Genomic DNA, 23444 nt, shown 5'->3' on the forward strand with positions numbered 1-23444 from the left:
GCCGACGGATTCCGGTCACCCGACAGGTTTCGGCCAACCTGACATTCGGTGCGGAAACCCGCGTCATACCCGGGCACGAGGGGGCTCTCTCCCAGTGCGGGGCGAGAACCGCCCCGCGTCCGCAGACGAACGCACCGAAGTGAGGCCGCGATGCACCACCCCGTCATCGAGCGCGAACTCGAACTGAAGCTGGTCCTGTCCCCCGAGCGCAGCATCCCCGTCCCCGCGAAGCTGCTGTACCTGACCGACGACCCCTACGCCGTCCACGTCACCTTCCACACCGGCTCCAGCACCCCGGTCAACTGGACCTTCGCCCGCGAGCTGCTCGTCGAGGGGGTGTTCCGCCCGTGCGGCCACGGAGACGTCCGGATCTGGCCCACGAAGATCGACAGCCAGTCCGTCCTGTGCATGGCACTGAACTCCCCCGACGGTGACGCCCTCCTGGAGGCCCCGGCCGGCTCGGTGTCGGCCTGGCTGGAGCGCACCCTGCGCGTGGTCCCGCCGGGCACGGAGGCGGAGCGGCTCGGCCTGGACGACGCCCTGGCCGCACTGCTCACCCCCACCCCCGCCGACGAGCTGTGGCTGCGCGACCCGTGGCCCTCGGACGAGTCCGCGGACGGTGACCTGTGACCGGGACCGGCGACCCGTACGGCGGGACCGGGACCTCAGAAGAGCTTGCCGGGGTTCAGCAGCCCGAGCGGGTCGAAGGCCTGCTTGACGGTTCGCTGCATCTCCAGCCCGACCGGGCCGAGTTCACGGGCCAGCCACTCCTTCTTCAGCACCCCCACCCCGTGCTCCCCGGTGATCGTCCCGCCCAGGGACAGCCCCAGGGCCATGATCTCGTCGAAGGACTCGCGGGCCCGCCGCGTCTCGTCCTCGTCGGCGGGGTCGAAGCAGACCACCGGGTGGGTGTTGCCGTCGCCGGCGTGCGCGCAGACGCCGATGAGGAGGTCGTACGCCCCGGCGATGGCGGCCGTCCCGTCCAGCATCTCGGCGAGCCGCGACCGCGGCACGCACACGTCGTCGATCATCGTCGCCGGCCGGAGCGCCTCCAGGGCGGTGAGGGACATCCGGCGGGCCCGGAGCAGCAGTTCCGACTCCGCCTCGTCCTCGGCGGGTACGACGGCGCCCGCCCCGGCGGCGGCGCAGAGCCTGCCGACGGCCTCCAGATCGGCGGGCGCGTCCGGGGTGTCGAAGGCGGCCAGCAGCAGCGCCTCCGTGCTCTCGGGCAGGCCCATCTTCCCGAGGGCGTTGACGGCGCGGACGGTCGTACGGTCCATCAGTTCCAGCAGCGAGGGCGTCAGGCCCGCCTCCATGACGGCGCACACGGCCTCGCAGGCGGCCGCGACCGAGGGGAACTCGGCGGCGAGCGCCAGCTGCCGGGGCGGCGCCGGCCGCAGCGCGAGGACGGCCCCGACCACCACCCCGAGCGTGCCCTCGGAGCCGACGAACAGCCGCGTCAGGTCGTACCCGGCGACGCCCTTGGCGGTACGCCGCCCCGTGCGCAGCAGCCGCCCGTCGGCCAGGACCACGTCCAGCCCGAGCACGTACTCGGCGGTGACCCCGTACTTCACGCAGCACAGCCCGCCGGACGCGGTGCCGATGTTGCCGCCGATGGTGCACTGCTCCCAGCTGGAGGGGTCGGGGGGGTAGTGGAGGCCCCGTTCGGCGACGGCCCGGGAGAGGACCGCGTTGACCACGCCCGGCTCGACGACGGCGATCCGGTCGACGGTGGATATCTCCAGGATCCGGTCCATCTTGACGAGGGACAGCACGATGCAGCCCTCGGAGGCGTTGGCGGCCCCGGAGAGGCCCGTACGGGCGCCCTGCGGGACCACGGGGACCCGTAGGGCGGTGGCGGTGCGCATGACGTGCCGCACCTGCTCCACCGTCCGCGGCAGGACGACGGCGGCCGGGGTGCCGGCGGCGCAGAAGCCGGCCGTGTCGCGGGCGTAGGAGGCGGTGACCTGAGGGTCGGTCAGCAGTGCCTCGGACGGGAGTCCTTCGCCGAGTCGCACGATGAGATCGTCAGTCATGGGGCCACCGTGACAGCCGGGGCCATCGGTGTGAACACGGCCGCGACCGGCTTCGGACACCTCGGCGGGCTCTTCATATTGACGCACAGTGAGCGCATGCACGGTTTCGACGAGCAATCCCAGCAGCCCGCGCCGCCCGTGACCTTCACCGGACGCAAGACGGTCGTGGCGGCCGCGGTCGCGGTGGTCCTGATCGCCGGGGCCCTGCTGATCCGCCCGGCCCGTACCGGCGACGACGCGCGCCCGCCGGGGCCGAGCGAACGGGCCGCGTCGGCGGTGGGCATGGGCGCCCCCGCGGCGGCGGTGGACCTGACGGCGCTGGTGGCCGACCGGGAGAAGTGGGTCGCCACGCACGCCGACGACGACGCTTCGTGGGCGGTGCTCGGCTCGGCGTACCTGGAACAGGCCCGGCGGACGGCCGATTCCGCCTGGTACCCGAAGGCGGAGAAGGCGCTGAAGCGGTCGCTGGAGGTCCGCCCCGCCGAGAAGGGCAACTTCGACGCGATGACGGGCATGGGCGCGCTGGCCGGTGCCCGGCGCGACTTCGCGACGGCGCGGAAGTGGGGCGAGCTGGTGCGGGCGCAGGCGCCGCGGCGCTGGACGGCGTACCCGGTCCTCGTGGACGCGTACACGGGCCTCGGCGACTACAAGGCCGCGCAGCGGGCGATGGACCGGCTGATGGAGCTCAGGCCGGGCCTGGCCGCGCACCTGAGGGCGGCCCAGGTGTACCGCGACCGGGGCTGGCGCGAGGACGCGGTGGTGGCGCTGGAGGCGGCGGGCGGGGAGGCGAAGTCCCCGGCGGAGAAGGCCTACGTGCTGTTCCGGCTCGGGGAGCTGGCGTGGGAGCGCGGTGACCCGGCCGAGGCGCTGCGCCAGCACGAGGCCGCGCTGCGCACCGACCCGGCGCAGGGCGAGGCGCTGGGCGGCCGGGCCAGGGCGCTGGCCGCGCTGGGGCGGGGCGGGGAGGCCGTGCGGGACTACCGGCTGGCGCTGGGCCGTACCCCGGTGCCGCGGCTGGCTCTGGAGCTGGGCGAGCTGCTGGACTCGCTGGAGCGGCCGGAGGAGGCCCGGGCGCAGTACCGCTCCCTCGCCGTACTGGCGGCGGCGGGCGGCGCGAACGGGGTCAACGAGGAGGTCGTCCTCGGCCTGTACGAGGCGGACCACGGCGATCCGGCACAGGCGGTACGCCGCCTGTCGGCGGAGTGGACGCGGCACAAGAGCGTGCAGGTGGCCGACGCGCTGGGGTGGGCGCTGCACAAGGGCGGTGAGGACGCGCAGGCGCTGGAGTACGCGAAGAAGGCGACGGATCTCGGGCTGCGGAACGCCGACTTCTCCTACCACCGGGCGGTGATCGAGCGCGGGCTGGGCGACGAGGCGGCGGCCCGCCGGAGCCTGCAGACGGCGCTGCGCACGAACCCGGTGTTCTCCCCGGTCCGGGGCCCGCTGGCGAAGCAGGCCCTGGCGTCGATCGGCCAGCCCCCCGCGGGCGGACCGGAGAACATGCAGCCCCGCACTCCGTGGGTGGCGCCGGAACTCCCGAAGCCGAGGCCTGCGGCGCAGAAGCCGAAGCCCGCGGCGGCCCCGAAGCCGAAGTCCCCCTCCGCCGGGACGTAGCCCGGCCCGCTGCGCGGGGCCGGGCCCCTACCCCGCCCTTCAACCGTTCTCGCCCTCAGTCGCCGGGCGCGGCCACGGACACGGCGCTACCGCGCCCGGCCAGGGCGGCGGCGGCCCCGCCGGAGGCGACCGGCGGAGCCGCACCGGGCCCGAAGCCAGGCGGGCTACAGGTTGCCCCGCTTCTCCTGCTCCCGCTCGATCGCCTCGAACAGCGCCTTGAAGTTGCCCTTGCCGAAGCCCATCGACCCGTGCCGCTCGATGATCTCGAAGAACACCGTCGGACGGTCCTGCACCGGCTTGGTGAAGATCTGCAGCAGGTAGCCGTCCTCGTCCCGGTCCGCGAGGATCTTCAGCTCGCGCAGCTCGTCGATCGGCACGCGCGTGTCGCCGACCCACTCGCCGAGGGTGTCGTAGTAGGCGTCCGGCACGGACAGGAACTCCACGCCCGCGGCCCGCATCGTGCGCACGGTCGCGACGATGTCGTTCGAGGCCAGCGCGATGTGCTGGACGCCCGGGCCGTTGTAGAACTCCAGGTACTCGTCGATCTGCGACTTCTTCTTCGCGATCGCCGGCTCGTTGATCGGGAACTTCACCTTCTTGGTGCCGTCCGCGACGACCTTCGACATCAGCGCCGAGTACTCGGTCGCGATGTCGTCGCCCACGAACTCCTTCATGTTCGTGAAGCCCATGACCTTGTTGTAGAACGCGACCCACTCGTTCATGCGGCCCAGCTCGACGTTGCCGACGCAGTGGTCGATCGCCTGGAAGGTCCGCTTGGCCGGCGGGGCCACCATCGGCTCGACGGCCGTGTAGCCGGGCAGGTAGGGGCCGGTGTAGTCGACGCGCTCGACCAGGGTGTGGCGGGTCTGGCCGTAGGTGGCGATGGCGGCGAGCACGACGGTGCCGTTCTCGTCCTTGACCTCGTACGGCTCGTCCAGGCCGCGCGCGCCCTGCTCGACGGCGTACGCGTAGGCGGCGCGGACGTCCGGGACCTCGATGGCGAGGTCGATGACGCCGTCGCCGTGCTCGGCGACGTGCTCGGCCAGGAAGCGGCCGTGGTCGGTGGTCGCCTTGATGACCGAGGTCAGGACGAACCGCGCGGAGCCGTTGGTCAGGACGTAGCTGGCGGTCTCGCGGCTGCCGTTCTCCGGTCCGGAGTAGGCCACGAGCTTCATGCCGAAGGCGGTCGAGTAGTAGTGCGCGGCCTGCTTGGCGTTGCCGACGGCGAAGACGACCGCGTCCATGCCCTTCACCGGGAAGGGGTCTGCCTCACGCGCGGTCTGCGGGGTGGTGTCCAGGGTCTCAGTCATGAGCGCAGATTCCCGCGCTTCCACAAGCTGCGCAATAGTTTCCATTTCCGCTGTACAGAACGCCCAGCGAAGGCCGAGCATGGCTGAGAGATCTGTGCAGTATGACCAGCCGATCCGGGGAAGGCTTCCATGGGCATCGACGAACTCGACGGCCGCCTCATCGTCCTGCTGGCGCGCGAGCCCCGGATCGGGGTCCTGGAGGCCTCGCGCCGGCTCGGGGTGGCCCGCGGCACGGTGCAGGCGCGCCTGGACCGGCTCCAGTCCAGCGGGGTCATCCGCGGCTTCGGCCCGCAGGTGGACCCGACGGCGCTGGGGTATCCGGTGACGGCCTTCGCCACCCTGGAGATCAAGCAGGGGCAGGGGGCGGACGTACGGGCCCACCTCTCGGGCGTCCCGGAGGTGCTGGAGCTGCACACGACCACGGGGCACGGGGACATGCTGTGCCGGCTCGTGGCGCGGTCGAACGCCGACCTCCAGCGGGTCATCGACCGGGTGGTCGGCTTCGAGGGGATCGTGCGGGCGTCGACGGCGATCGTCATGGAGAACCCGGTACCGCTGCGGATCATCCCGCTGGTGGAACAGGCGGCCGCGGACAGCTGAGCCCGCCCTCCCCCCGGCCCCGGAGTTCCAAAGAAAACGTTGCAAAGAAACCCTTGCAGAGAAACCTTTGCAACTCTACGGTTGAGGCATGCCCGAAAAGAACGCCGAAGCCCCTCAGGAGCAGCCGCGCCAGCCCAAGGTCCGGACGCTGGACTCCCGCTCCCTGCGGGGCCTCGCCCACCCCCTGCGCATACAGCTGCTGCGCGCCCTGCGCATGAGCGGCCCGGCCACGGCCTCCCAGCTGGCGGAGCGGCTCGGCGAGTCCAGCGGCTCGACCAGCTACCACCTGCGCCAGCTCGCCGTGCACGGCTTCGTCGAGGACGCTCCCGGGTACGGCAAGGGCCGCGAGCGCTGGTGGCGGGCGGCCCACGAGGGCACGGCCTTCGACGAGTCCCTGATGTACGACGACGGCGACCCGGAGACGCGCGGCGCCGCCGACACCTTCCTCCACGAGATCGCGACGATCCACGCCCAGGAGATCACCTCCTGGCTCGGCGAAGCCCACAACTGGCCCAAGGAGTGGCGCGCTTCGTCGGACCTCAGCGACTTCACCCTGTCCCTGACGCCCGCCCAGAGCCACGAGCTGATCCACAAGATGCACGAGCTGGTCAACAGCTACCGCGACCTGCCCGAGGCCGAGGGCGCGCAGACGGTCCGCCTCCACACGCACGCCTTCCCGCGCCGCAACCACTCGTAACGGCCCCATCCCGCGTACTTCCAGAAGGAGTTCTGCCATGCACGCCTTCCAGCACGCCCAGATACACGCCGCCCGCACCATCGAGCTGGCCGCCGAGGCCGCCGCCCGGCACCTGGCCCGGGAGGCCGCCCCCGCCGGCTCCCCCGCCCTGCCCTCCCTGCCCTCCCTGCGCAACCGGCTGGGCGAGGCCCTGGTCACCGTCGGCACCCGCCTGATACGGCCGGCCCCCGCCCACGCCCGCGTGCGGCACCACGCCGCATGAGCCGGCGCCCCTTCGCGGCGGTCCTGGCCGCCAACACGATTTCCATCGCGGGCAGTTCGCTCACCCTGATCGGCGTCCCGTGGTTCGTGCTCCAGACCACGGGAAGCGCCGGCCGGGCCGGGGTCGTCGCCTTCTGCGCCACCCTCCCGGTCGTCGTCGCCGCCCTGATCGGCGGCCCGGTCATCGACCGGATCGGCCGCCGCCGGGTCTCCGCGGCCTCCGACGCGATCTGCGCCGTGTCGGTCGGGGCGATCCCCCTCCTCCACTACGCGGGGCTCCTGGACTTCTGGCTGCTGTGCGCGCTGATGGCCGTCAGCGGCCTCGTGCACACCCCGGGCCTGACCGCCCGCTACGTCCTGCTGCCCAGCCTCGCCGAGCACGCCGGCACCACCGTCGCCCGGGCGGCCAGCCTCTACGACGCCGTCTCGCGCGGCGCCCGGATGATCGGCGCCGCGGTGGCGGGCGTACTCGTCACGGTCCTCGGCGCCGAGACCGTGCTCCTCATGGACGCGGCCACCTTCGCCGCGTCCGCCCTCCTGGTCTCCGCCTTCCTGCGCGGGGTCCCGGCCGCGGAACCCCAACGCGCCACGGAGAAGCCCTCGTTCGCCGCGTACCGCACCGAACTGGCCGAAGGCTGGCGGTTCCTGACCCGCTCACGGCTCCTGCTGGGCATCACCCTCATGGTGATGGTGACCAACGGCCTGGACCAGGGCTGGTCCTCCGTGCTCCTCCCGGTCCACGGCCGCGAGGACCTCGGCGGCGCCACCACCCTCGGCCTGATGGTCTCCCTCTTCGGCGGCTTCGCACTGCTCGGGGCCCTGCTCTACGGGGCCTGGGGCGAGCGCTTCCCCCGCCGGGCGGTCTTCGCGGGCGCCTTCCTCGCCTCGGGGGCAACCCGCTACGTGGTCGCCGCCGTCACCGACACCCCGCTGCCCCTCGCGGTGACCATGGCCCTGGCCGGCCTGGGCGCGGGCGTGCTCAACCCGATCCTGACCACCGTCATCTCCGAGCTGGTGCCGGAGGAGCTGCGCAGCCGGGTCTCCAGCGTGAGCATGGCGGGCGGCGAGCTGGCCATGCCGATGGGCGGCCTCGCGGCGGGCCTGCTGGTCGACGGCTTCGGCGTGACCCCGGCCCTCCTGGCCTTCGCCGGCGTCTACCTGCTGGCGACGCTGACCCCGCTGGTGTTCCCGTCCTGGCGCGGCCTCGACAGGAAGACCTCCGTCAGCAGGACGGAACGTTCTCACTCCGGTTCAGCGCCCGCAGGGAGTTCACCGCGTCCGTCAGCGAAGTGACGGGGATCAGCTGGAGCCCTTCGGGGAGCTCGGACTTCGCGTCCGAGCACTCCGCCTTCGGTACGAGGAACACGGTCGCCCCGTCGCGGCGCGCGGCCTGCGTCTTCAGGCCCACGCCGCCGACGGCGCCGACCGTTCCGTCGGCACTGATGGTGCCCGTACCGGCGATGCTGCGGCCGCCGGTGAGTTCGCCGCCGCTGCCGTCGCCGTCGATCTTGTCGACGATGCCGAGGGTGAAGAGGAGTCCGGCGCTCGGGCCGCCGACGTCGGCGAGGTTGAGCTGGACCTTGATGTCCTTGGGGTCCTTCTTGAGGTAGCCGAGGGCGGCGGCCGCGGCGGCCGACTGCGACTGGGCCATTTCCTCCAGGTTGTGCTCCTCGATCTGCTTGTCGCTCCCGCCCGAGGGATACACCGACTCCCGGGGCATGACCGCCTGGTCGGTCTTGAACCAGTGGCCGATCAGCTCGGACAGCTTCATCGTCGAGGAGGGCCCGGTCGCCCGGATGGTGGTCATGCGGAGCTGGCCCTTGGTGTCCCGCACCGGGGCGCCGGTGACGGTGATCACCGGCTTGCCCTGGTCGGAGCCCAGTACGTCGGCCGTGGGGCCCGGCACGGCCACCACGAAGGGCAGCGGTGCGAGGGCCGCGACGGCGAACAGCCCGAGGACGGGCGCGGCGCAGACGGCCAGGGCGGCGGGACGCGGCAGACGTGTGAGGCGAGAGAGCACCCGGCCAATCTACCGACCGGGCCGCCCGGCCCGCGCCGTCCGCGTCCGCGCCGCTCAGCGCAGGGCGTCGGCGACCTCGCGGGCGGCGTCGACCACGCGGGGCCCGACCCGCTCCGGCACGGCGTCGGCCAGCATCACGACGCCGACGCTGCCCTCCAGTCCGGTGATGCCGACGAGCGGTGCGGCGGCGCCGCTGGCGCCCGCCTCCAGCTCGCCGTGGGTCAGGGTGTAGCCGGGCTCGATGAGCGAGCCCTGACGGGCGGCCAGGATGGCCCGGCCGGCCGCGCCGCGGTCCAGCGGGTGGCGGAAGCCGGCCCGGTAGGCGACGTGGTAGTCGGTCCAGGTGGGCTCCACGACGGCCACGGCGAGGGCCTCGGTGCCGTCGACGAGGGTCAGGTGCGCGGTGGCCCCGATGTCCTCGGCGAGGGAACGCAGCGCGGGCAGGGCCGCCTCGCGCACGAGCGGGTGGACCTGCCGGCCCAGGCGCAGCACACCGAGCCCGACGCGGGCCCGGCCGCCGAGGTCGCGGCGGACCAGGGCGTGCTGCTCCAGCGTGGCGAGCAGGCGGTAGACCACGGTGCGGTTGACACCGAGGCGGTTGGAGAGCTCGGTGACGGTCAGACCGTGGTCGGTGTCGGCGAGCAGCTTGAGGACTCTGAGTCCCCGGTCGAGCGTCTGGGAGGTTTCCGCGGTCACGACGCCTCTCCCTCTGTATAGGTGGGCGGCGGTGACTCCCACGCGGTGCAGCGCTGCCGGTCCCTCGGCGACGCACGGAGAGGCCGCCGGTAGCGGCCAAGGCACCGGCTGCGCTCCCGCGGCGGCGCTGCCACGGGGCGTTCGATGCGGGGACAGTAGCGAGCGAGTCCGCTGAGCGAAAGGCCTCGTCCAGAATCCGGGCGCCTACTGCCGGTTTAAGCCCTTTTCTGAACGGGGCTGTATCGATTCGTAATGTCCCGTGGCCGAAAATCGGTTTACGCGGCCATTACTCTGATCGTGTTCAAAAAGATGTTGGGGGGGCGGGGCGCAACGTGCCCCGGACGCATACCAAGGGGAGAGAAGCAACAGTGAAGCTGAAGCGCATGGCCGTCGTGGCCGCCGCCGCTGTCGTCGGTCCGACGGTCCTCATGGCCACGCCCGCCATGGCGGACGAGGCCCAGACCCCGGCCGTCACGACGCCCGACGCGGCTCCGAAGGACGACGCCGCGCCCGCCGCCGAGACCCCGGCGAAGCCCGCCGCGGAGAAGCCGGCCCCCGCGCCGGCCCCGGCCAAGCCCGCCGCCGAGACCCCGGCCAAGCCGGCCCCGGCCCCCGCGCCGCAGGTCGAGGACGAGGACGAGGACCTGGTCGCCACCGGTCCGGTCCTCGGCATCAACGGTGTCCCGAGCGCCTTCAAGGCGGGCGGCGACTGGACCAACCTGACCTACTCGGTCGACAACTCGAAGGGCAAGGCGCAGGACAGCTACGTGCTCGTCCTGGCCGTCGCCGACGAGGCCGAGAAGCTTCAGGCCAAGGACGTCAAGGTCCAGATCTTCCACCAGGGCGCCTGGCACGACGTGGACCTCGAAGGCCAGGACGGCGCCGTCATCGCGCTGCTGACCGACGACATCCAGATCCCGGCCGGCAAGCTGAGCCTCCAGCTCCGCGTCAAGTTCGCCGCGGGCGCCCCGACCGGCAACATCGCCGTCATCGGTGCCGGCGGCAGCAACGTGGACGAGGACGTCTTCTCCGACACGGCCGTCGTCGAGTCGAAGATCGTCAAGAGCTCCACCGGGGGCGGCAACACCGGCGGCAACACCGGTGGCAACACCGGCGGCAACACCGGCGGCAACAACAACACCAAGCCGAACGGCGGCGGCACCACCACGCCGATCGTCGACACCAACACCGGCTCCGGCAACACCGGCGGCAGCACCAACACCGGCGGCGAGCTCGCCGAGACCGGTACCGACGCCGCCACCAGCTGGGCGCTCGGCGCCGGCGGTGTGGCGCTCGCCATGGGTGCGGCCCTGGTCGCCGGCACCGGCAAGCGTCGCCGCCAGACCGTCTAAGCGGTAAGGCCCCACGAGAACGGGGTCCGTGCGCACCTGCGCACGGACCCCGTTCCGCGTTCTCAGAAGCGGCTCACCGCATCCGGGTGGCCCACTCCTGCACCTTCTTGATCCGCTCCTTCAGCTGCCCCGCCGTCGCCTCCGCGCTCGGCGGCCCGCCGCACACCCGGCGCAGCTCCGTGTGGATCACCCCGTGCGGCTTCCCGCTCTGGTGGACGTACGCGCCCACCATCGTGTTCAGCGACTTCCGCAGCTCCAGCAGCTCCTTGTGCGAGACCACCGGCCGCCGGTCGGCCGGCAGCTCCAGCAGGTCCGCCTCGGAGTCGGGCTTGCGGCGGCTGTGCGCGATCTGCCGCGACTGCCGCTTCTGCAGCAGCAGCTGCACCTGGTCCGGCTCCAGCAGCCCCGGGATGCCGAGGTAGTCCTGCTCCTCCTCGCTGCCCGGGTGCGCCTGCATGCCGAACTCGGCGCCGTCGTACAGCACCCGGTCGAAGACGGCGTCGGATTCGAGGGCCTCGAAGGACATCTGCTCGTCCTCGCCGGTGTCCTCGTCCTCCTGCCGGTTCGCCTCCTCCATCTCCTTCTCGGACTCGGCGTACGGGTCGTCGTCCTCGCCCGCCTTCTTCGGCCGGTCGAGGACGTGGTCGCGCTCGACCTCCATCTCGTTCGCGAAGCCGAGGAGGTAGGGGATCGTCGGAAGGAACACGGACGCCGTCTCGCCGCGCCTGCGCGATCGCACGAAGCGCCCGACCGCCTGCGCGAAGAACAGCGGGGTCGAGATCGTCGTCGCGTACACGCCCACCGCGAGGCGCGGTACGTCGACGCCCTCGGACACCATGCGGACCGCGACCATCCAGCGGTCGTCGTTCGCGCTGAACGTGTCGATGTTCTTCGAGGCGCCGGTGTCGTCGGAGAGCACGACGGTCGGCTTGGTCCCGGTGATCTCCCGGATCAGCTTCGCGTACGCGCGCGCCGCGTCCTGATCGGCTGCGATGACGAGCCCGCCGGCGTCCGGGATGCCCTTCCTGACCTCCGTGAGGCGCTGGTCGGCGGCGCGCAGCACGTTCGGCATCCAGTCGCCGCGCGGGTCCAGCGCCGTGCGCCAGGCCTGCGAGATGGCGTCCTTGGTCATCGGCTCGCCGAGGCGGGCCTCGATCTCGTCGCCGGCCTTGGTGCGCCAGCGCATGTTGCCGCTGTAGGACAGGAAGATCACGGGCCGGACGACGCCGTCGCCGAGGGCGTTGCCGTAGCCGTAGGTGTAGTCGGCGGAGGACCGCCGGATCCCGTCGTTCCCCTCCTCGTACGTGACGAAGGGGATCGGGTTGGTGTCGGACCGGAAGGGCGTACCGGTCAGGGCCAGGCGCCGGGTCGCCGGGTCGAAGGCCTCCAGGCAGGCCTCGCCCCAGGACTTCGAGTCGCCGGCGTGGTGGATCTCGTCGAGGATCACCAGGGTCTTGCGCTGCTCGCAGCGGTTGCGGTGCAGCATCGGGCGTACGCCGACGCCCGCGTAGGTGACGGCGACCCCGTGGTAGTCCTTGCTCAGCGGTCCGGCCGAATACTCCGGGTCGAGCCGGATGCCTATCCGGGCGGCCGCTTCGGCCCACTGCTTCTTCAGGTGCTCGGTCGGCGCGACCACGGTCACCTGCTGGACCACGTGGTGGTGCAGCAGCCAGGAGGCGAGGGTGAGCGCGAAGGTGGTCTTGCCGGCGCCGGGGGTGGCGACCGCGAGGAAGTCCCGCGGCTGGGTCTGGACGTACTTGTCGAGCGCACCCTGCTGCCAGGCTCGCAGCTTGCTGGCGGTACCCCACGGGGCACGGCCGGGGAAGGCGGGTGAGAGGTGGTGGGAGGCGGTAGTAGTCACGGTCTCCGGTTCGTTGCTCTCGGCGGTCGTGGCAGTCGTGGCCGTCCTCGCCGACGTGGTCGTACGTAGGACAACCGGGCCACCTTACCGGCGCGGGCCCGCCCCTCGCGGAGGGACAGGCCCGTGACCTCGGCGGGTGCGGCGAGCGTCACATCCGCCCGCACACCGTCCGCCGTGCACACGTCACAGTGAGCGCAACCGCCCGGCGATCAAGGCGAGATCGGACTCGCGGCCGGCCGCGACGTCGACGACCAGGTCGTACGCGAGGTCCTGGTCGGCGTCGGCGAGGTCCATCCCGTTCACGGCGAGGAAGGTCGCGGCGGCGAGCCAGGCCGTGCGCTTGTTCCCGTCGACGAGGGGGTGGTTCACGGCGATGCCGTGCAGCAGCGCCGCGGCCTGCTCGTACGGGTCCTCGTAGGCCGGGGTCCCGAACATGCGGGCCCGGGGCCGGTGCACCGCCGACTCCAACAGCCCGGGGGCGCGCAGCTCCACGGGCTGGTCCTGGGCCAGGCAGGCGTGCCGGGCGAGGTCCAGGACCTCGGCGAGGGTCAGGTGCCGGACCGGGGCGGCGGCGCTCACCGCCCGAGCCGCTTCAGCAGTCCGGCGTGCCGCTCCGCCAGCCGCGCGGCCTCCGCCCCGACGCGCACGCGCTCCCGGCTCAGGAGCGCCCGTACGGCTTCCAGCGCCAGGGCCTCGGGGGTGGCGGCGGTCGCGTCGGCGAGGTCGGCCAGCTCGGCGCGCTCGGCGTCGGAGATCCGCAGGGTCAGCTCGTTCGGGTTCACGAGCGGAGCGTAACCAGCGGGAGCGGGCCGGCCCACACCCTTTTCCGGGCCCGGGCGGGCTCGGGGCTCCGGGCCGGCTCAGGCCCCGGCGGGGTCGGCCTTCTCCGGCACCGGGTCCAGCCGGGTCGCCACCCACGCCCCCACCAGGGCCACGCAGGCCATCGGCAGGAACACCACCAGGAACGCCGCCGGGTGCGAGGCGGCGGCCCCGTCCGAGGCGGCCGCGTGTGCCTCGCCCACCGCTCCCCCGCCCAGCGCGGCGAACGCGGCGCCCCCGGCCGCCAGCAGCACCACGTTCGCCAGGGCGTCCGAGATCTGCAGCGCGGCGGAGTTCGCGCCCGCCTCCTCCGGCGCGGACAGCTTCAGCAGCAGCACGCTCGTCGAACCGATCACCAGCCCCATGCCGAGGCAGCCCACCCCCCAGGCGAGGGCCAGGGTCCACACGGGCACGGACTCCACGAGCACGGCCGGGGCCGCCGCGATGGCGAAGGCCACCATCACCATGCCGAGCACCATGAGCCGCTCGCGGTACGGCGCCGTACGCCCCAGCGACTGCACCCACGAACCGGCGGCCCACGTCACCCCGCCGAGCGCGAGCGAGAACCCGGCCAGGGTCGGGCTCAGCCCCCGCTGGGTGACCAGCATCAGCGGCACGAAGCTCTCGGCGCCGATGAACGACCCCGCCGCCACCCCGCGCAGCAGCACCACCGACGGCAGCCCGCGCCGCGCCAGGTACGTCCCGCGCGGCAGCAGTCCCAGCACCGCCGGCACCAGCAGGGCCGCGCCCGCGACGCCGGGCAGCAGCGACAGCCACCGCAGGTCCTGGGCGGCGTACTGGAGCAGCCCGGCACCCAGCGAGATCCCGAGGGCCAGCCGGATCCGCCTCCGGTCGAACGCGACGGGCGAGGCGGGGTCCACCGGCCCGGACGCGGTCCTCCGTATCGCCGGCAGGGCCACCAGCAGCGGCACCACGACCAGGACCGGGATCCCGAGGAACACCCACCGCCAGCCCAGGTGCTCGGTCACCGTCCCCGCGGCCAGCGGCCCGACGATCGACGGCACCACCCAGCTCGCGGCGAAGGCCGCCATGATCGCGGGTCGCAGCCGCTCCTCGTAGGCCCGGCTGATCACCACGTACAGGGCGACGATCACCAGCCCGCCCCCGAACCCCTGCACCGCCCGCCCGAGGACGAACACCCCCATCAGCTGCGCGGTCCCGGAACACACCAGCCCGGCGGCGAAGGCCCCGATCCCCACCGTCAGCGGCCTCAGCGGCCCCTGCCGGTCGGCCCACTGGCCGGACAGAACCATGGCGAAGAGGCTGGTGGTGAAGTACGCGGAGAACCCGAAGGCGTAGAGCCCGATCCCGTCCAGCTCCCGCGCGGCGACGGGCATCGCGGTCCCGACGGCGGTGGCCTCGAAGGCGATCAGGAAGATCACGGAGATGATCCCGACGCTGAGCGTCCGGTACGCCGGCCCGAGAATGCCGCCCTGCGGCGGCGGGGCGGCGGCGGTCTCGGTTATCCGGGGTTCAAGGGCGCTCATCGCCCCAGAGTAAGGTCCACATCCCACTCTCGCCCCTGTCATTTCGACCGATCCCGCCTCGGCCGCACGACCTAGGTCCGCGAGCCCTTGTGAACGCGGCATGGCAGTCACATTGCAGCCCCCGCGCCGCCCTTCCCCCCGCCCCGCGGCCCCCCGTACGTTCGTACTCGTCACCACACACCCAGCCGTGTGCCCGAGTGGTTGAGGGACTCGCCTGCAAAGCGAGTTACGCCGGTTCGATTCCGGTCACGGCTTCCGCGGAACCGAAGGCCGTCCGGCGCCGAGAGGCCCTGGACGGCCTTCGGCGCGCGTACGCGTCCCGGGCTCACGTGGCGTCCTCAGTCTGCGCTTCGTGGCCCTGCTGCCGCGCGATGGAGTTTCCGGAGCCGTACCCGACTCGCGCCGCCTCGATGAGGTCATTGCCGAAATCGCCGTTGGGATCGATGTCGTGACGCTTCATGAAGTGCCTCATGGGCGCCTCGGCGCTGTGCTCACCGGCCTGGAACATCGCCTTGCTGGAGTCGTGCGTCTCACCATCGATCTTGTCCTTGTGCTTCTCCTTGGTCTCGTCGGACCACTCTCCGATGACACCCGAGGCGGCCTGCTCCACGGCACCGCTGCCGGTGTCCACGGCCAGGGGGACGACGACCGCCGCGGCTCCGGCCGCGGCGGCCGTCGCGGGCAGGAAGGCCACACCTGCGGCAATGGCGGCGGTGGTGCCGAACTCGACCCAGTGGGAGCTCCGCTCGTGCGCCTTCTCGTACGCCGCGTGCTTCTTCTCGCCGACCCCTCGGACCTGCTCCGCACGGGATTCGTCGAGGATGCCCTGCGCCTCGGCACTCGTGCGGATCACCGACCGGGCCCGGCCCTCGTCGATCGTGCCGTCGTGCGCCGCCTGGCCTTCCAGGACGCCTGCCGAGTAGACCCGCTCGGCGGTGGTCACCGTGGCGTAGGCGTCGGGGTGCTGCCCGACGGCGGACAGCAGGTCACGTGCCGTTCCGCGATCGATTGCCAGGTGCGCCTGTCCGTCACCCTCGCGGGGTGCGAACACGCTCTCGCCCTCGTTCTCGTCGAGTGCCTGGTTGATGTCGTCGATGTACCCGGCGGTCATGTGACCCAGGCTGTCGGCGAGCACCTCCTGGTCCATGAGCAGTCCGGCATCGCCGCCGTACTTCGCGGCTACCGCCCCCATGACCCGGGCCCCGGTCTCGGTCCGGTCGAGCCCTGGCCCGGGATCGTCCCAGGCATGTCCGAGGGTCGCCGCCTCCAGCGCGTGTCCGAGGGCGTCGGGCACGTACTTGCGGACCTCGTTCAGGTCGTCGAAGTTCGTGCCCTCCATATCGATGGTGTGGTGGTACTTGGCGTTGCCGAAGAAGTCGAGGTAGTTGGTGATCGGCCTCCCCGTCGCGTCCTTGCCCAAGTCTGGAGCGCCGGACTTCTCGGAGCCGTCCCGGTCGTAGGCGTGGAGGGGCCGCCGCTCCGGGTCGAAGAACTCGGCCGCGGCCGCCGGGCTGTGGCCCATCGCCTCCAGGAACCCGACCACCGGGTCGTAGCCGGCGCCGTTGATCCCGGAGGGGTTCAGCATGTTCTTGCCGTAGCCGTTCAGCTGCCGGCCCCGGTTGAAGAAGTCCGGGTCCTTGGCGTGGATCTGCGTCGCGTGCTCGGCGATGGGGACCAGGAACCTGGGGTCGTAGTTCCCGTGGCGCATGATCCCGCCGAGCAGCTGGTACCCGTACGGCGGGTTCTGCTCGAACCGCCCGAGGGGGATCTGCTGGGTGCCGAGCCTGCGCAGCTCCTGCGCGTAGCTGTCGGGCAGGTGCGGTTCGGCCGTTGAGCGGGTGGCGGTGGCCAGGTTGAGGCCCAGGTTCTTCTGGAGCTCCTGGACGTCCGCCAGGCGCTGCTGGTCGAGCCTGCCGTACTCGTGGGTGTCGGTCGCCATGGTGCCGAAGAACTGGAGCGCGCCCTTGGGCCCGAGGTTCCCGTAGAAGGCGGTGGAGAACTCCGGCTTCCTGGAGTTGTCGGCCAGCAGCTCGTTCAGCTCCGCCAGCTCGGCGTGCGAGAGGTCGCGGCCCTTGCGGGCGAGGCCGGTCGCGCGGCCGGCCTGTTCGGCGGTGAGGCCGGCGTACTTCGGGGCGGTGAAGTCGTGGTCGTCGGCGACGTTGGCGTTGAGGAGGCGGGCGAGGGACCGGTCCACGTCGTCGCACGCATCGACGGCCGCATCCACCTTCGCCTGCCACAGCGGCCGGTTGACGCGGAGGGACTCCTGGTAGTCGGGGTCGTGGCGCGCCGCCTCTCGGTCGGCGTCGGTGACCAGGGGCAAGGCCTCGACCTTCCCCTTCCCGTCGACCCGGAACCCCGCTGCGGGGGCCTCCTCCTCGGCGATCTTCCTGAGCCGGTCGCGGGAGGACCTGAAGGTGTCGTGGCCCTGGACGAGGGCCTGGTGGATGCCCTTGGCCTCCTTGGCGGCGTCCTCGAACTCCTTGGCCGTCTTGTCCACGAACGGCCGCGCCACACCCGCGGTGACCCCGCTCCATTCGGCCTTGTCGGACTTGGCCTTCATGCCGTTGCGGGCGGCCTCGGCCAGTTCCTCCAGCTTGGCGGCCATGGCCTGCCAGTCGCGGATGGCGGTGGCGAGCTTGTCGATCGGGGCGTTCAGCACGTTCTCGTACGTCAGCACGGCGCGGCCCTCCGGCTACTTGAGGTACGCGTCGAGCTTGGAGGAGGTGAACTCCGCGTAGAGGCACTGCTCGTCCCTGCGGTGGGAGGAGAGCGAGTAGTCCAGCCCGTTGGAGATCTGCGCGCAGGCGGCGACGAGGGTCTTGACCTGGGATTCCCAGCGGGTGTTCGCCCTGGCGAGCGCGGCCCCGCTGCCGAAGCCCTCGCGCGACAGCGCGCCGGCGGCCTCGGCGGAGGCGCCGGCGGCGTGCCGGCCGTCCGCCTGGAGGCGGGAGTGCAGCTTGTACGCCTCGCCGCCGATGGCGCCGATGTGATCCTGGTCGAGGGCGAGGTCGGCGCCGGTGGCTCCGCCGGGGGCTGCCGCCTGGTTGAGGCGGGTGGAGATGTTGGCGGCGGCGGTGGCCCGTGCGGCGGACCACTCCTGCTCGAAGGACATCCCGTGTGCTCCCCGGTCGGTTCAGGTCAGCGGCTGCTCCGGCGTACGACGACTGCGGCCACGGCCCCGCCGATGAGGACGCAGGCCCCCAGCCCGAGGGCGATCCAGGGCGGGTTGCCGCCGCCGTCGCCCTTGTCTACCGCAGCGCCGGCCTGCGGCGGGGGGCTCGGGGTGATCTTTCCCCCGGTCGAGGGACCCGGAGAACCGTTGGCTGCCGCGGCGGCGAGATCGGGCAGCGGGTACACGTCCGCCGGACCGGGGTCCCCGGGGGTGGGGAGGGCGACGCGGGGCCGGACGACGCCGTAGCCGATGTAGTCGTTGCGCTCCACGCCGTCGACGGGCTTGCCGGCGGTGTTGAGGAGGACGCGGAGGATCTGGTTGTTGGTCCAGGTGGGGTGGGCGGACCAGAGGAGGGCGGCGGAGGCCGATGTTAGGGCGGTGGCGTCGCTCGTGCCGCTGCTCGTACACAGCCCTGTTTCACGCGCGCAGGCCGTAACAAGCTCAATGCCAGGTGCCGACAAGTCAACCTGCTGCCCGTGTTGGGACTCCTTGGTCGCAGCACCGTCCGAGCCAACGGCTCCGACACCCACCACGCCGGGAGTCGCGGCGGGGTAGAGGACCGGATTCGTCGTATCGCCATCATTGCCGACACCGGCAAAGATCAGCTTTCCCTTGGAAAGGGCGTACTTCACGGCCTTGAGACGCTCAGGATCATCCTCGGCTGTGGCCATGGAGATGTTGATGATCTTGGCCTCTGAGTCGGCCGCGTACCTAATCGCCGCAGTCCATGACGGGCTTGTTGCGTTGTACTCGTGCGGCACCCGAATCGGGAGAATCTTTGCCCCTGGAGCCAGCCCGAATGCCCCGTCACCGCTTGGGTGCTTTCCTGAACCGGCGATCAGCGCAGCCATAGTGGTTCCGTGCTTGTCATAGTCGGTGCGCTCATCCCCCTTGTACCCCTTTTGGCCTGCCGCAAAGTCCTTGCCGGGAACAACCTGGCCCTCCAGCTCTGGAATCCGCTCAACGCCACTGTCAATGACAGCGACAGTGACTCCTTTGCCCGTGGTGAGCTTCCAAATGTCGTTGACCTTCATGGCATCGAGATGCCATTGCTGCTCTCGGATCGTCTGCGCATGCGCCGGCGTCGTGGCGACTCCGGCTAGAAGTACACCTAGTAGGGCCGAGGTCGCCTTGCGCATACGCATCCTGTGCAACTTCCGTTCCACTCAGTCGATCACCGGTGGTACAACGCGACGGTTGCCCTGCCAGGTCTCTTCGTCCTCGGCCAGATAGTCGGGGCGGTCGCCCCCCTGACCTCCACTCCTCCTGCTCGGAGATTGGGAAGTTACGGCGCCGTGGCCCATGGGGCTAACGCTCGCCCCACGCACCAGACCCGAACCGCCCTGGGTAAACGGCTGGCCACCCGCCGAGGCCTGCCGGCCACCGACAACACCACCCTGCTCCATGGCCAGTCGTCGGCCAGTTGCCGGACCCCCTGGGGCGCCATGTGGACCTCCGAACCCGCCACCCATCATGCCGGGCACCCCACGGAGGCCACCCGCATGCGGGCCTTCCGCGCCGATGACCGTCCCCCGCGGGATACCTGCGCTGGGGCCACCGGTGGAAATCGGCATGCCACCGACGATCCCGCTGTCACGTGGCGGAGGAGTCGGGATGCCGCCGCCCTTCCCTCCGATGCCAACAGGAGGCCGAGTGGCTGGCGTCGGTCCGCCTGTGGGCGGAAGCACCACTGGAGGGAGAGGAGCATTGGGCGGATTCCAGCTAGCAACCGGGGCATTGGGGCCGGGTACCGCAGGCAAGCCCGGTGTTGACGGAAGCGTCTTATCCGGAAGGGTCGCAACATGGTCGAGGTCCACCTCAACGTTGCGACCCGGGAGGCTCGGCACAGCAGGCATAGGAGACCCGCTGGCAGAAGGCAACTCGATGTCAGCCGAAGGGTGAGCCTCTGTCCAGCCGGACCCGCTAGTGGAGCCGCCACCGCCCCACCAAGCTTGTGCAGCACCTCCTGAGCCGGAAACTCCGCCAGAACCACTACCCTCGCGGCTGCGGGAAAGCTCTTCGCTGCCAATGCCTTGCGGCGCAAAAACCCCCGGCGGCGGCGGAAACGTCGGGACCTCCGCCTTGTTCATCTGCGCCGACGACTGCTCGTACGACTGCGCCAGCTTCGTCAGCTGCTGCACCGCGTGCTGGTGGTCCGTGCTCAGCTTCGAGTGGGCGGTCTGGCCCATCCGCTGCGCGTCCGGGTCGTTGTGGTACTTGCGGGCCGACTCAAGGTTCTCCGCCGCCGCCGTGTCGTACTTCGGGGTGTTGGCCTTCACCTCGATCATCGTCTGCGCGGCATGCGTCATCCACTTGCTGCCCGCCTCGCTGTAGTCGGCCAGCAGCAGCGTCGCGCTGCCCGCACGGCTGACCCAGTCCTGGAAGGCATGGGCGGCTTCGCCCTCCCAGCCCTTGACCTGGTGCTTCTTGAGGCTGCTGCCGATCTCCTTGATCGCGGCCGCCGCCTCCGCCAGCTGCGTCGCCCGCGCCTTGACCGTCTCCGGGTTGACGGACGCGATCATCGCGAGCAGCTGCTCGTGCGAGTAGCCCTCGAAGTTCGTCGTCGCCATCAGATCGTGCCCTTGCCCTGCTGCCGGGCTGCGTGTTCCTCGCGGGCCAGCGGGTCACGGTCCCGCACGTAGGCGTCCTTCGAGTCCTTGATGAGGGCCCGCATGCGGGCCTGGGTCTCCTCGTCCACGCCGCCGTAGCCCTTGCCCGCCGTCAGGATGGCGATGCCCAGCGCCTCGATCTGGCCCGCCAGGCCCGCGGACAGCTTCTGCAGCTCGCCGTGGACCGTCGTGTACGCCTTGAACAGGGCGTCCGCCTCCGCGAAGCCGGAGCCCAGGGTGCCCGCCGGCAGGGTGCCGTGGGCCAGCTTCCCGGCGTCCGCCTCCGAGCCGTCGAGGGTCTTCAGCAGCGCGTCGACCCGGTTCTTGTAGTCGGTCAGCGACTCGTACTCGACCTCAAGGGCCTTCGCCTGGGCCATCACCGCGTCCGCGAGACCGCCGGCGACGTTCACCCCCAGCAGCCCCGGACCGGCGTTGTCCACCGCCACGATGCCCTCCCCCGCTCCCGTCCCCGTTCGCACCCGCTCGCGCCACTCTAACGATCGGCGCCGACAGGCCGCAGACGGCTAGGAGTTGGGCACCGCCGGCACCGGTGCCGCGACCGCCGCCGATGGCCGGATCGGGATCCTGTTCACGGGGCGGCCCGTCGCCGCGCGGACCGCCGAGGCCACCGCCGCCGGGGTGGTCACCACCGGGACCGCGCTCGCCGCCTTCGCGCCGAACGGGGCCACGACGTCGCGCTCCTCGACCAGCCGGACGATGCGCACCGCCGGGGCGTCCAGGGACGTCGGCAGCGCGTAGCCGGTCAGGTCGGGGTGGCGGACCAGGCCGGCGACCGAGCGGAGGTTTTCGGTCAGGGCCGCGCCGACACCCTGGGTGACGCCCGCTTCGATGCGGGCTTCCAGCTGGCGCGGGTTGAGGATGCGGCCGACGTCCTGGGCCACGGCCAGTTCCACGACCCGGACCGAGCCGAGTTCGATGTCCACGTCGACGACCGCGCGGATCGCGCAGAAGGCCAGGCCCACGAAGGCATCGCCCTGGCCGTGCTCGTCGAGCGGTTCGGTGGGGTGGGGGCGGCACTGGGCCGTGGCCCAGAGCTCCTTGCCCTCTATGGCCTCCGTGACCGTCATGGAGAAGGCGCCGTCGTACGACGTGATCCGGCCGTCCTGGATCTGGAGGAGCTCCGTGGACATGCCGAGCTTGTGCGCCATCGGCTGGAGGAGCTGCGTACGGACCATCTTCGCGGCCCGCTCGACGGCCCCGCCCGACACCCAGGTGTGCCGGCCGTGGGCCGCGGGGCCCGCCGGCGGCTGGTCGGTGTCGACGGGGGCGCAGGTCACCTCGTCGATGCCGAGGACCTCCTGGACGATCTGGCGGGCGAGGGTGGCGAAGCCCTGCCCGGTGTCCACGGCCGCGCAGATGACGGTGGCGGTGCCGCCGACCACCTTCACGGTGGCGGTGGAGACCTCGTCCGCGCCCTCGGCGCCGAGCATGTGGACCATGCCCACGCCGTAGCCGACGCCGCGCCGCACCGCGCCCGGTTCGCCCGCGCCCTCGGGGCCGCCGGGCAGCAGCCACTCCTCCTCCGGGGTGTCCTTGGGGAGGGAGGGGAGCGGGTAGTCGCGGACGGAGCGGAGGAGTTCGGCCACCGGGGCCGGGCAGGTGACGGTCTGGCCGGTGGGCAGCAGGTCGCCGGTGGCCAGGACGTTGCGCATGCGCAGCTCCGCGCCGTCGATGCCGAGGGCGGCGGCGAGCTTGTCCATCTGGCCCTCGTACGCGGCGCAGACCTGCATGGCGCCCTCGCCGCGGACGTGTCCGGAGGGCGGGTTGTTCGTACGGACCGCCCAGCCCTCGACGAAGGCGTGCGGGACGACGTACGGGCCGCAGGCGAAGGCCACGGCCGCCGCGAGGGACTCGGCGGAGGCGTCGGCGTAGGCGCCGGCGTCCATCAGGATCTGGGCCTCGACCTTGACGAGCCGACCCTCGGCGTCCGCGTGGTGACGGTAGCGCAACAGGGTCGGGTGCCGGTGGGAGTGGCCGAGGAAGGACTCCTCGCGGGTGGCGGCCAGCTTCACCGGGCAGCCCGTACGCAGGGCCAGGAGGCCGAGCGGCAGCTGGAACGCGGCGTCCTCGCGGTCGGCGGTCGCGCCGGGGACCCCTGTGACGACCACCCGCACCCGGTCCGGCTCCAGCCCGAAGCAGGCGGCGGCGAGGTCGCGGTCGGTGTGCGGGTCGGTGGAGGCGGTGTAGAGCTCCACGCCGCCGTCGGGCCGGGGCACGGCGAGGCCGGCCTCGGCGCCGATGGGCGCGGGGTCCTGGCGGCCGATGCGGTACAGGCCCTCGACGACGACCTCACCGGTCGCCTCGGGGTCGCCGTAGCGCAGCGGGATGTGCCGGATCAGGTTGCCGTCCGGGTGCAGCGGGGCCGCGCCGAAGGACTGCTCGGGGTCGGTGACGGCGTCGAGGAGTTCGTACTCGACGATGATGGCGGCTGCGGCGAGGCGTGCCGTGTCGGGGTGGTCGGCGGCCACGGCGGCGATGGGCTCGCCGTGGTGGCGTACGACGTCGTGGGCGAAGACGGGCCGGTCGGCGATGCGCCGGCCGTGGGTGGTCGCGCCGGGGACGTCGGCGTGGGTGATGACGGCGCGTACGCCGGGCATCTCCGCGGCGGCCGAGGTGTCGATGGAGCGGATGCGGGCGTGGGCGTGCGGCGAGCGCAGCACGGCGGCCCACAGCAGGCCCTCGGCCCAGAGGTCGGCGGCGTAGGGGAAGGTGCCCTCGGCCTTGGCACGGGCGTCCGTGGAGGGGACGGAGACGCCGATCCCGCGCAGGGGGCGCGGCTGTTCGGTGTCGCCGTCGGTGCCGAGGCTCACCGTCGCCATGGTGGTGGTCGTGGTGGTTCCGGCCGTCGCCGTGGCCGCGTCCTGCCCG

21 protein-coding genes and 1 tRNA gene are annotated in these 23444 nt (G+C 72.1%); 8 read left to right on the top strand and 14 right to left on the bottom strand.

Annotation, left to right across the window (positions count from 1 at the left end):
- Positions 1 to 150 precede the first annotated feature (150 nt).
- On the top strand, positions 151 to 630 hold the full coding sequence (locus ACZ7IF_RS27485) for an SsgA family sporulation/cell division regulator (RefSeq protein ID WP_470976423.1): 480 nt from the start codon (positions 151 to 153) through the stop codon (positions 628 to 630).
- A 35-nt stretch (positions 631 to 665) separates the two neighbouring features.
- Here the strand turns inward: ACZ7IF_RS27485 and ACZ7IF_RS27490 are convergent, their stop codons facing one another.
- Positions 666 to 2036 carry an FAD-binding oxidoreductase gene (locus ACZ7IF_RS27490; RefSeq protein WP_470976426.1) on the bottom strand — a complete coding sequence of 457 codons (1371 nt, stop codon included), beginning with the start codon at positions 2034 to 2036 and terminating at the stop codon, positions 666 to 668.
- A 96-nt stretch (positions 2037 to 2132) separates the two neighbouring features.
- Between ACZ7IF_RS27490 and ACZ7IF_RS27495 the strand changes: the two genes are divergently transcribed.
- Positions 2133 to 3650: a tetratricopeptide repeat protein gene (locus tag ACZ7IF_RS27495; protein WP_470976429.1), complete on the top strand. Its 1518-nt coding sequence runs from the start codon at positions 2133 to 2135 to the stop codon at positions 3648 to 3650.
- Between the two features lie 164 nt (positions 3651 to 3814).
- On the opposite strand, the gene hppD is transcribed toward ACZ7IF_RS27495, so the two are convergent.
- Entirely contained in the window at positions 3815 to 4960 is a 1146-nt protein-coding gene (gene hppD, locus ACZ7IF_RS27500; RefSeq protein WP_470976432.1) for a 4-hydroxyphenylpyruvate dioxygenase, read from the bottom strand.
- Between the two features lie 129 nt (positions 4961 to 5089).
- Here hppD and ACZ7IF_RS27505 point away from each other — a divergent pair, with 129 nt between their 5' ends.
- From ACZ7IF_RS27505 to ACZ7IF_RS27520, 4 genes are all read left to right on the top strand, one after another.
- Positions 5090 to 5560 carry an Lrp/AsnC family transcriptional regulator gene (locus ACZ7IF_RS27505; RefSeq protein WP_470976435.1) on the top strand — a complete coding sequence of 157 codons (471 nt, stop codon included), beginning with the start codon at positions 5090 to 5092 and terminating at the stop codon, positions 5558 to 5560.
- 88 nt (positions 5561 to 5648) lie between these two features.
- Positions 5649 to 6257, top strand: coding sequence for an ArsR/SmtB family transcription factor (locus ACZ7IF_RS27510; RefSeq protein ID WP_470976438.1), 609 nt, complete (start codon positions 5649 to 5651; stop codon positions 6255 to 6257).
- A gap of 37 nt (positions 6258 to 6294) precedes the next feature.
- Positions 6295 to 6519, top strand: a complete 225-nt coding sequence (locus ACZ7IF_RS27515) for a hypothetical protein (RefSeq protein ID WP_470976441.1) — start codon at positions 6295 to 6297, stop codon at positions 6517 to 6519.
- Positions 6516 to 7811: an MFS transporter gene (locus ACZ7IF_RS27520; protein ID WP_470976444.1), complete on the top strand. Its 1296-nt coding sequence runs from the start codon at positions 6516 to 6518 to the stop codon at positions 7809 to 7811. The genes ACZ7IF_RS27515 and ACZ7IF_RS27520 overlap by 4 nt, the downstream gene beginning before the upstream one ends.
- Here ACZ7IF_RS27520 and ACZ7IF_RS27525 read toward each other — a convergent pair.
- Entirely contained in the window at positions 7741 to 8538 is a 798-nt protein-coding gene (locus ACZ7IF_RS27525) for a S16 family serine protease (protein ID WP_470976447.1), read from the bottom strand. The genes ACZ7IF_RS27520 and ACZ7IF_RS27525 overlap by 71 nt on opposite strands.
- Before the next feature lie 54 nt (positions 8539 to 8592).
- Positions 8593 to 9234 carry an IclR family transcriptional regulator gene (locus ACZ7IF_RS27530; protein WP_007264382.1) on the bottom strand — a complete coding sequence of 214 codons (642 nt, stop codon included), beginning with the start codon at positions 9232 to 9234 and terminating at the stop codon, positions 8593 to 8595.
- 368 nt (positions 9235 to 9602) lie between these two features.
- On the opposite strand from ACZ7IF_RS27530, the gene ACZ7IF_RS27535 reads away from it, so the two are divergent.
- On the top strand, positions 9603 to 10586 hold the full coding sequence (locus ACZ7IF_RS27535; protein ID WP_470976450.1) for a hypothetical protein: 984 nt from the start codon (positions 9603 to 9605) through the stop codon (positions 10584 to 10586).
- Positions 10587 to 10659: 73 nt separating this feature from the next.
- On the opposite strand, the gene ACZ7IF_RS27540 is transcribed toward ACZ7IF_RS27535, so the two are convergent.
- The 4 genes from ACZ7IF_RS27540 to ACZ7IF_RS27555 form a co-directional block, all read right to left on the bottom strand.
- Positions 10660 to 12447, bottom strand: a complete 1788-nt coding sequence (locus ACZ7IF_RS27540) for a DEAD/DEAH box helicase (RefSeq protein WP_470976453.1) — start codon at positions 12445 to 12447, stop codon at positions 10660 to 10662.
- Between the two features lie 183 nt (positions 12448 to 12630).
- Positions 12631 to 13026, bottom strand: a complete 396-nt coding sequence (locus tag ACZ7IF_RS27545) for a type II toxin-antitoxin system death-on-curing family toxin (RefSeq protein ID WP_470976455.1) — start codon at positions 13024 to 13026, stop codon at positions 12631 to 12633.
- Positions 13023 to 13229 carry a hypothetical protein gene (locus ACZ7IF_RS27550; RefSeq protein ID WP_470976458.1) on the bottom strand — a complete coding sequence of 69 codons (207 nt, stop codon included), beginning with the start codon at positions 13227 to 13229 and terminating at the stop codon, positions 13023 to 13025. Before ACZ7IF_RS27550 ends, ACZ7IF_RS27545 begins: the two co-directional genes overlap by 4 nt.
- 78 nt (positions 13230 to 13307) lie before the next feature.
- Positions 13308 to 14774 carry an MFS transporter gene (locus ACZ7IF_RS27555; RefSeq protein WP_470976461.1) on the bottom strand — a complete coding sequence of 489 codons (1467 nt, stop codon included), beginning with the start codon at positions 14772 to 14774 and terminating at the stop codon, positions 13308 to 13310.
- Positions 14775 to 14957: 183 nt separating this feature from the next.
- On the opposite strand from ACZ7IF_RS27555, the gene ACZ7IF_RS27560 reads away from it, so the two are divergent.
- Positions 14958 to 15029, top strand: a tRNA-Cys gene (locus ACZ7IF_RS27560).
- Positions 15030 to 15099: 70 nt separating this feature from the next.
- Here the strand turns inward: ACZ7IF_RS27560 and ACZ7IF_RS27565 are convergent.
- From ACZ7IF_RS27565 to ACZ7IF_RS27590, 6 genes are all read right to left on the bottom strand, one after another.
- On the bottom strand, positions 15100 to 17451 hold the full coding sequence (locus ACZ7IF_RS27565; RefSeq protein WP_470976463.1) for a hypothetical protein: 2352 nt from the start codon (positions 17449 to 17451) through the stop codon (positions 15100 to 15102).
- A 15-nt stretch (positions 17452 to 17466) separates the two neighbouring features.
- A complete protein-coding gene (locus ACZ7IF_RS27570) occupies positions 17467 to 17886 on the bottom strand; it encodes a hypothetical protein (RefSeq protein ID WP_470976466.1) in 420 nt (139 codons plus the stop codon).
- Positions 17887 to 17912: 26 nt separating this feature from the next.
- Positions 17913 to 19085 carry a type VII secretion-associated serine protease mycosin gene (gene mycP, locus ACZ7IF_RS27575; protein ID WP_470976468.1) on the bottom strand — a complete coding sequence of 391 codons (1173 nt, stop codon included), beginning with the start codon at positions 19083 to 19085 and terminating at the stop codon, positions 17913 to 17915.
- Positions 19086 to 19112: 27 nt separating this feature from the next.
- On the bottom strand, positions 19113 to 20516 hold the full coding sequence (locus ACZ7IF_RS27580) for a WXG100 family type VII secretion target (protein WP_470976471.1): 1404 nt from the start codon (positions 20514 to 20516) through the stop codon (positions 19113 to 19115).
- Positions 20516 to 21001 (bottom strand): DUF2563 family protein, encoded by a 486-nt coding sequence (locus ACZ7IF_RS27585; protein ID WP_470976474.1) that lies wholly within the window; start codon positions 20999 to 21001, stop codon positions 20516 to 20518. The genes ACZ7IF_RS27580 and ACZ7IF_RS27585 overlap by 1 nt, the downstream gene beginning before the upstream one ends.
- Positions 21002 to 21079: 78 nt before the next feature.
- Positions 21080 to 23395 (bottom strand): xanthine dehydrogenase family protein molybdopterin-binding subunit, encoded by a 2316-nt coding sequence (locus ACZ7IF_RS27590; protein WP_470976591.1) that lies wholly within the window; start codon positions 23393 to 23395, stop codon positions 21080 to 21082.
- Between the last annotated feature and the right edge of the window lie 49 nt (positions 23396 to 23444).

This window comes from Streptomyces sp. NPDC037421 (genome assembly GCF_055602105.1).

Excerpts from the sequence above, each read along its gene's own strand:
- ACZ7IF_RS27590 (WP_470976591.1), bottom strand. The coding sequence starts at position 23,395 with ATGGCGACGGTGAGCCTCGGCACCGACGGCGACACCGAACAGCCGCGC.
- ACZ7IF_RS27570 (WP_470976466.1), bottom strand. The coding sequence starts at position 17,886 with ATGTCCTTCGAGCAGGAGTGGTCCGCCGCACGGGCCACCGCCGCCGCC.
- ACZ7IF_RS27555 (WP_470976461.1), bottom strand. The coding sequence starts at position 14,774 with ATGAGCGCCCTTGAACCCCGGATAACCGAGACCGCCGCCGCCCCGCCG.
- ACZ7IF_RS27485 (WP_470976423.1), top strand. The coding sequence starts at position 151 with ATGCACCACCCCGTCATCGAGCGCGAACTCGAACTGAAGCTGGTCCTG.
- ACZ7IF_RS27580 (WP_470976471.1), bottom strand. The coding sequence starts at position 20,516 with ATGGCGACGACGAACTTCGAGGGCTACTCGCACGAGCAGCTGCTCGCG.
- ACZ7IF_RS27515 (WP_470976441.1), top strand. The coding sequence starts at position 6,295 with ATGCACGCCTTCCAGCACGCCCAGATACACGCCGCCCGCACCATCGAG.
- ACZ7IF_RS27495 (WP_470976429.1), top strand. The coding sequence starts at position 2,133 with ATGCACGGTTTCGACGAGCAATCCCAGCAGCCCGCGCCGCCCGTGACC.
- ACZ7IF_RS27520 (WP_470976444.1), top strand. The coding sequence starts at position 6,516 with ATGAGCCGGCGCCCCTTCGCGGCGGTCCTGGCCGCCAACACGATTTCC.
- mycP (WP_470976468.1), bottom strand. The coding sequence starts at position 19,085 with ATGCGCAAGGCGACCTCGGCCCTACTAGGTGTACTTCTAGCCGGAGTC.
- ACZ7IF_RS27490 (WP_470976426.1), bottom strand. The coding sequence starts at position 2,036 with ATGACTGACGATCTCATCGTGCGACTCGGCGAAGGACTCCCGTCCGAG.
- hppD (WP_470976432.1), bottom strand. The coding sequence starts at position 4,960 with ATGACTGAGACCCTGGACACCACCCCGCAGACCGCGCGTGAGGCAGAC.
- ACZ7IF_RS27510 (WP_470976438.1), top strand. The coding sequence starts at position 5,649 with ATGCCCGAAAAGAACGCCGAAGCCCCTCAGGAGCAGCCGCGCCAGCCC.
- ACZ7IF_RS27505 (WP_470976435.1), top strand. The coding sequence starts at position 5,090 with ATGGGCATCGACGAACTCGACGGCCGCCTCATCGTCCTGCTGGCGCGC.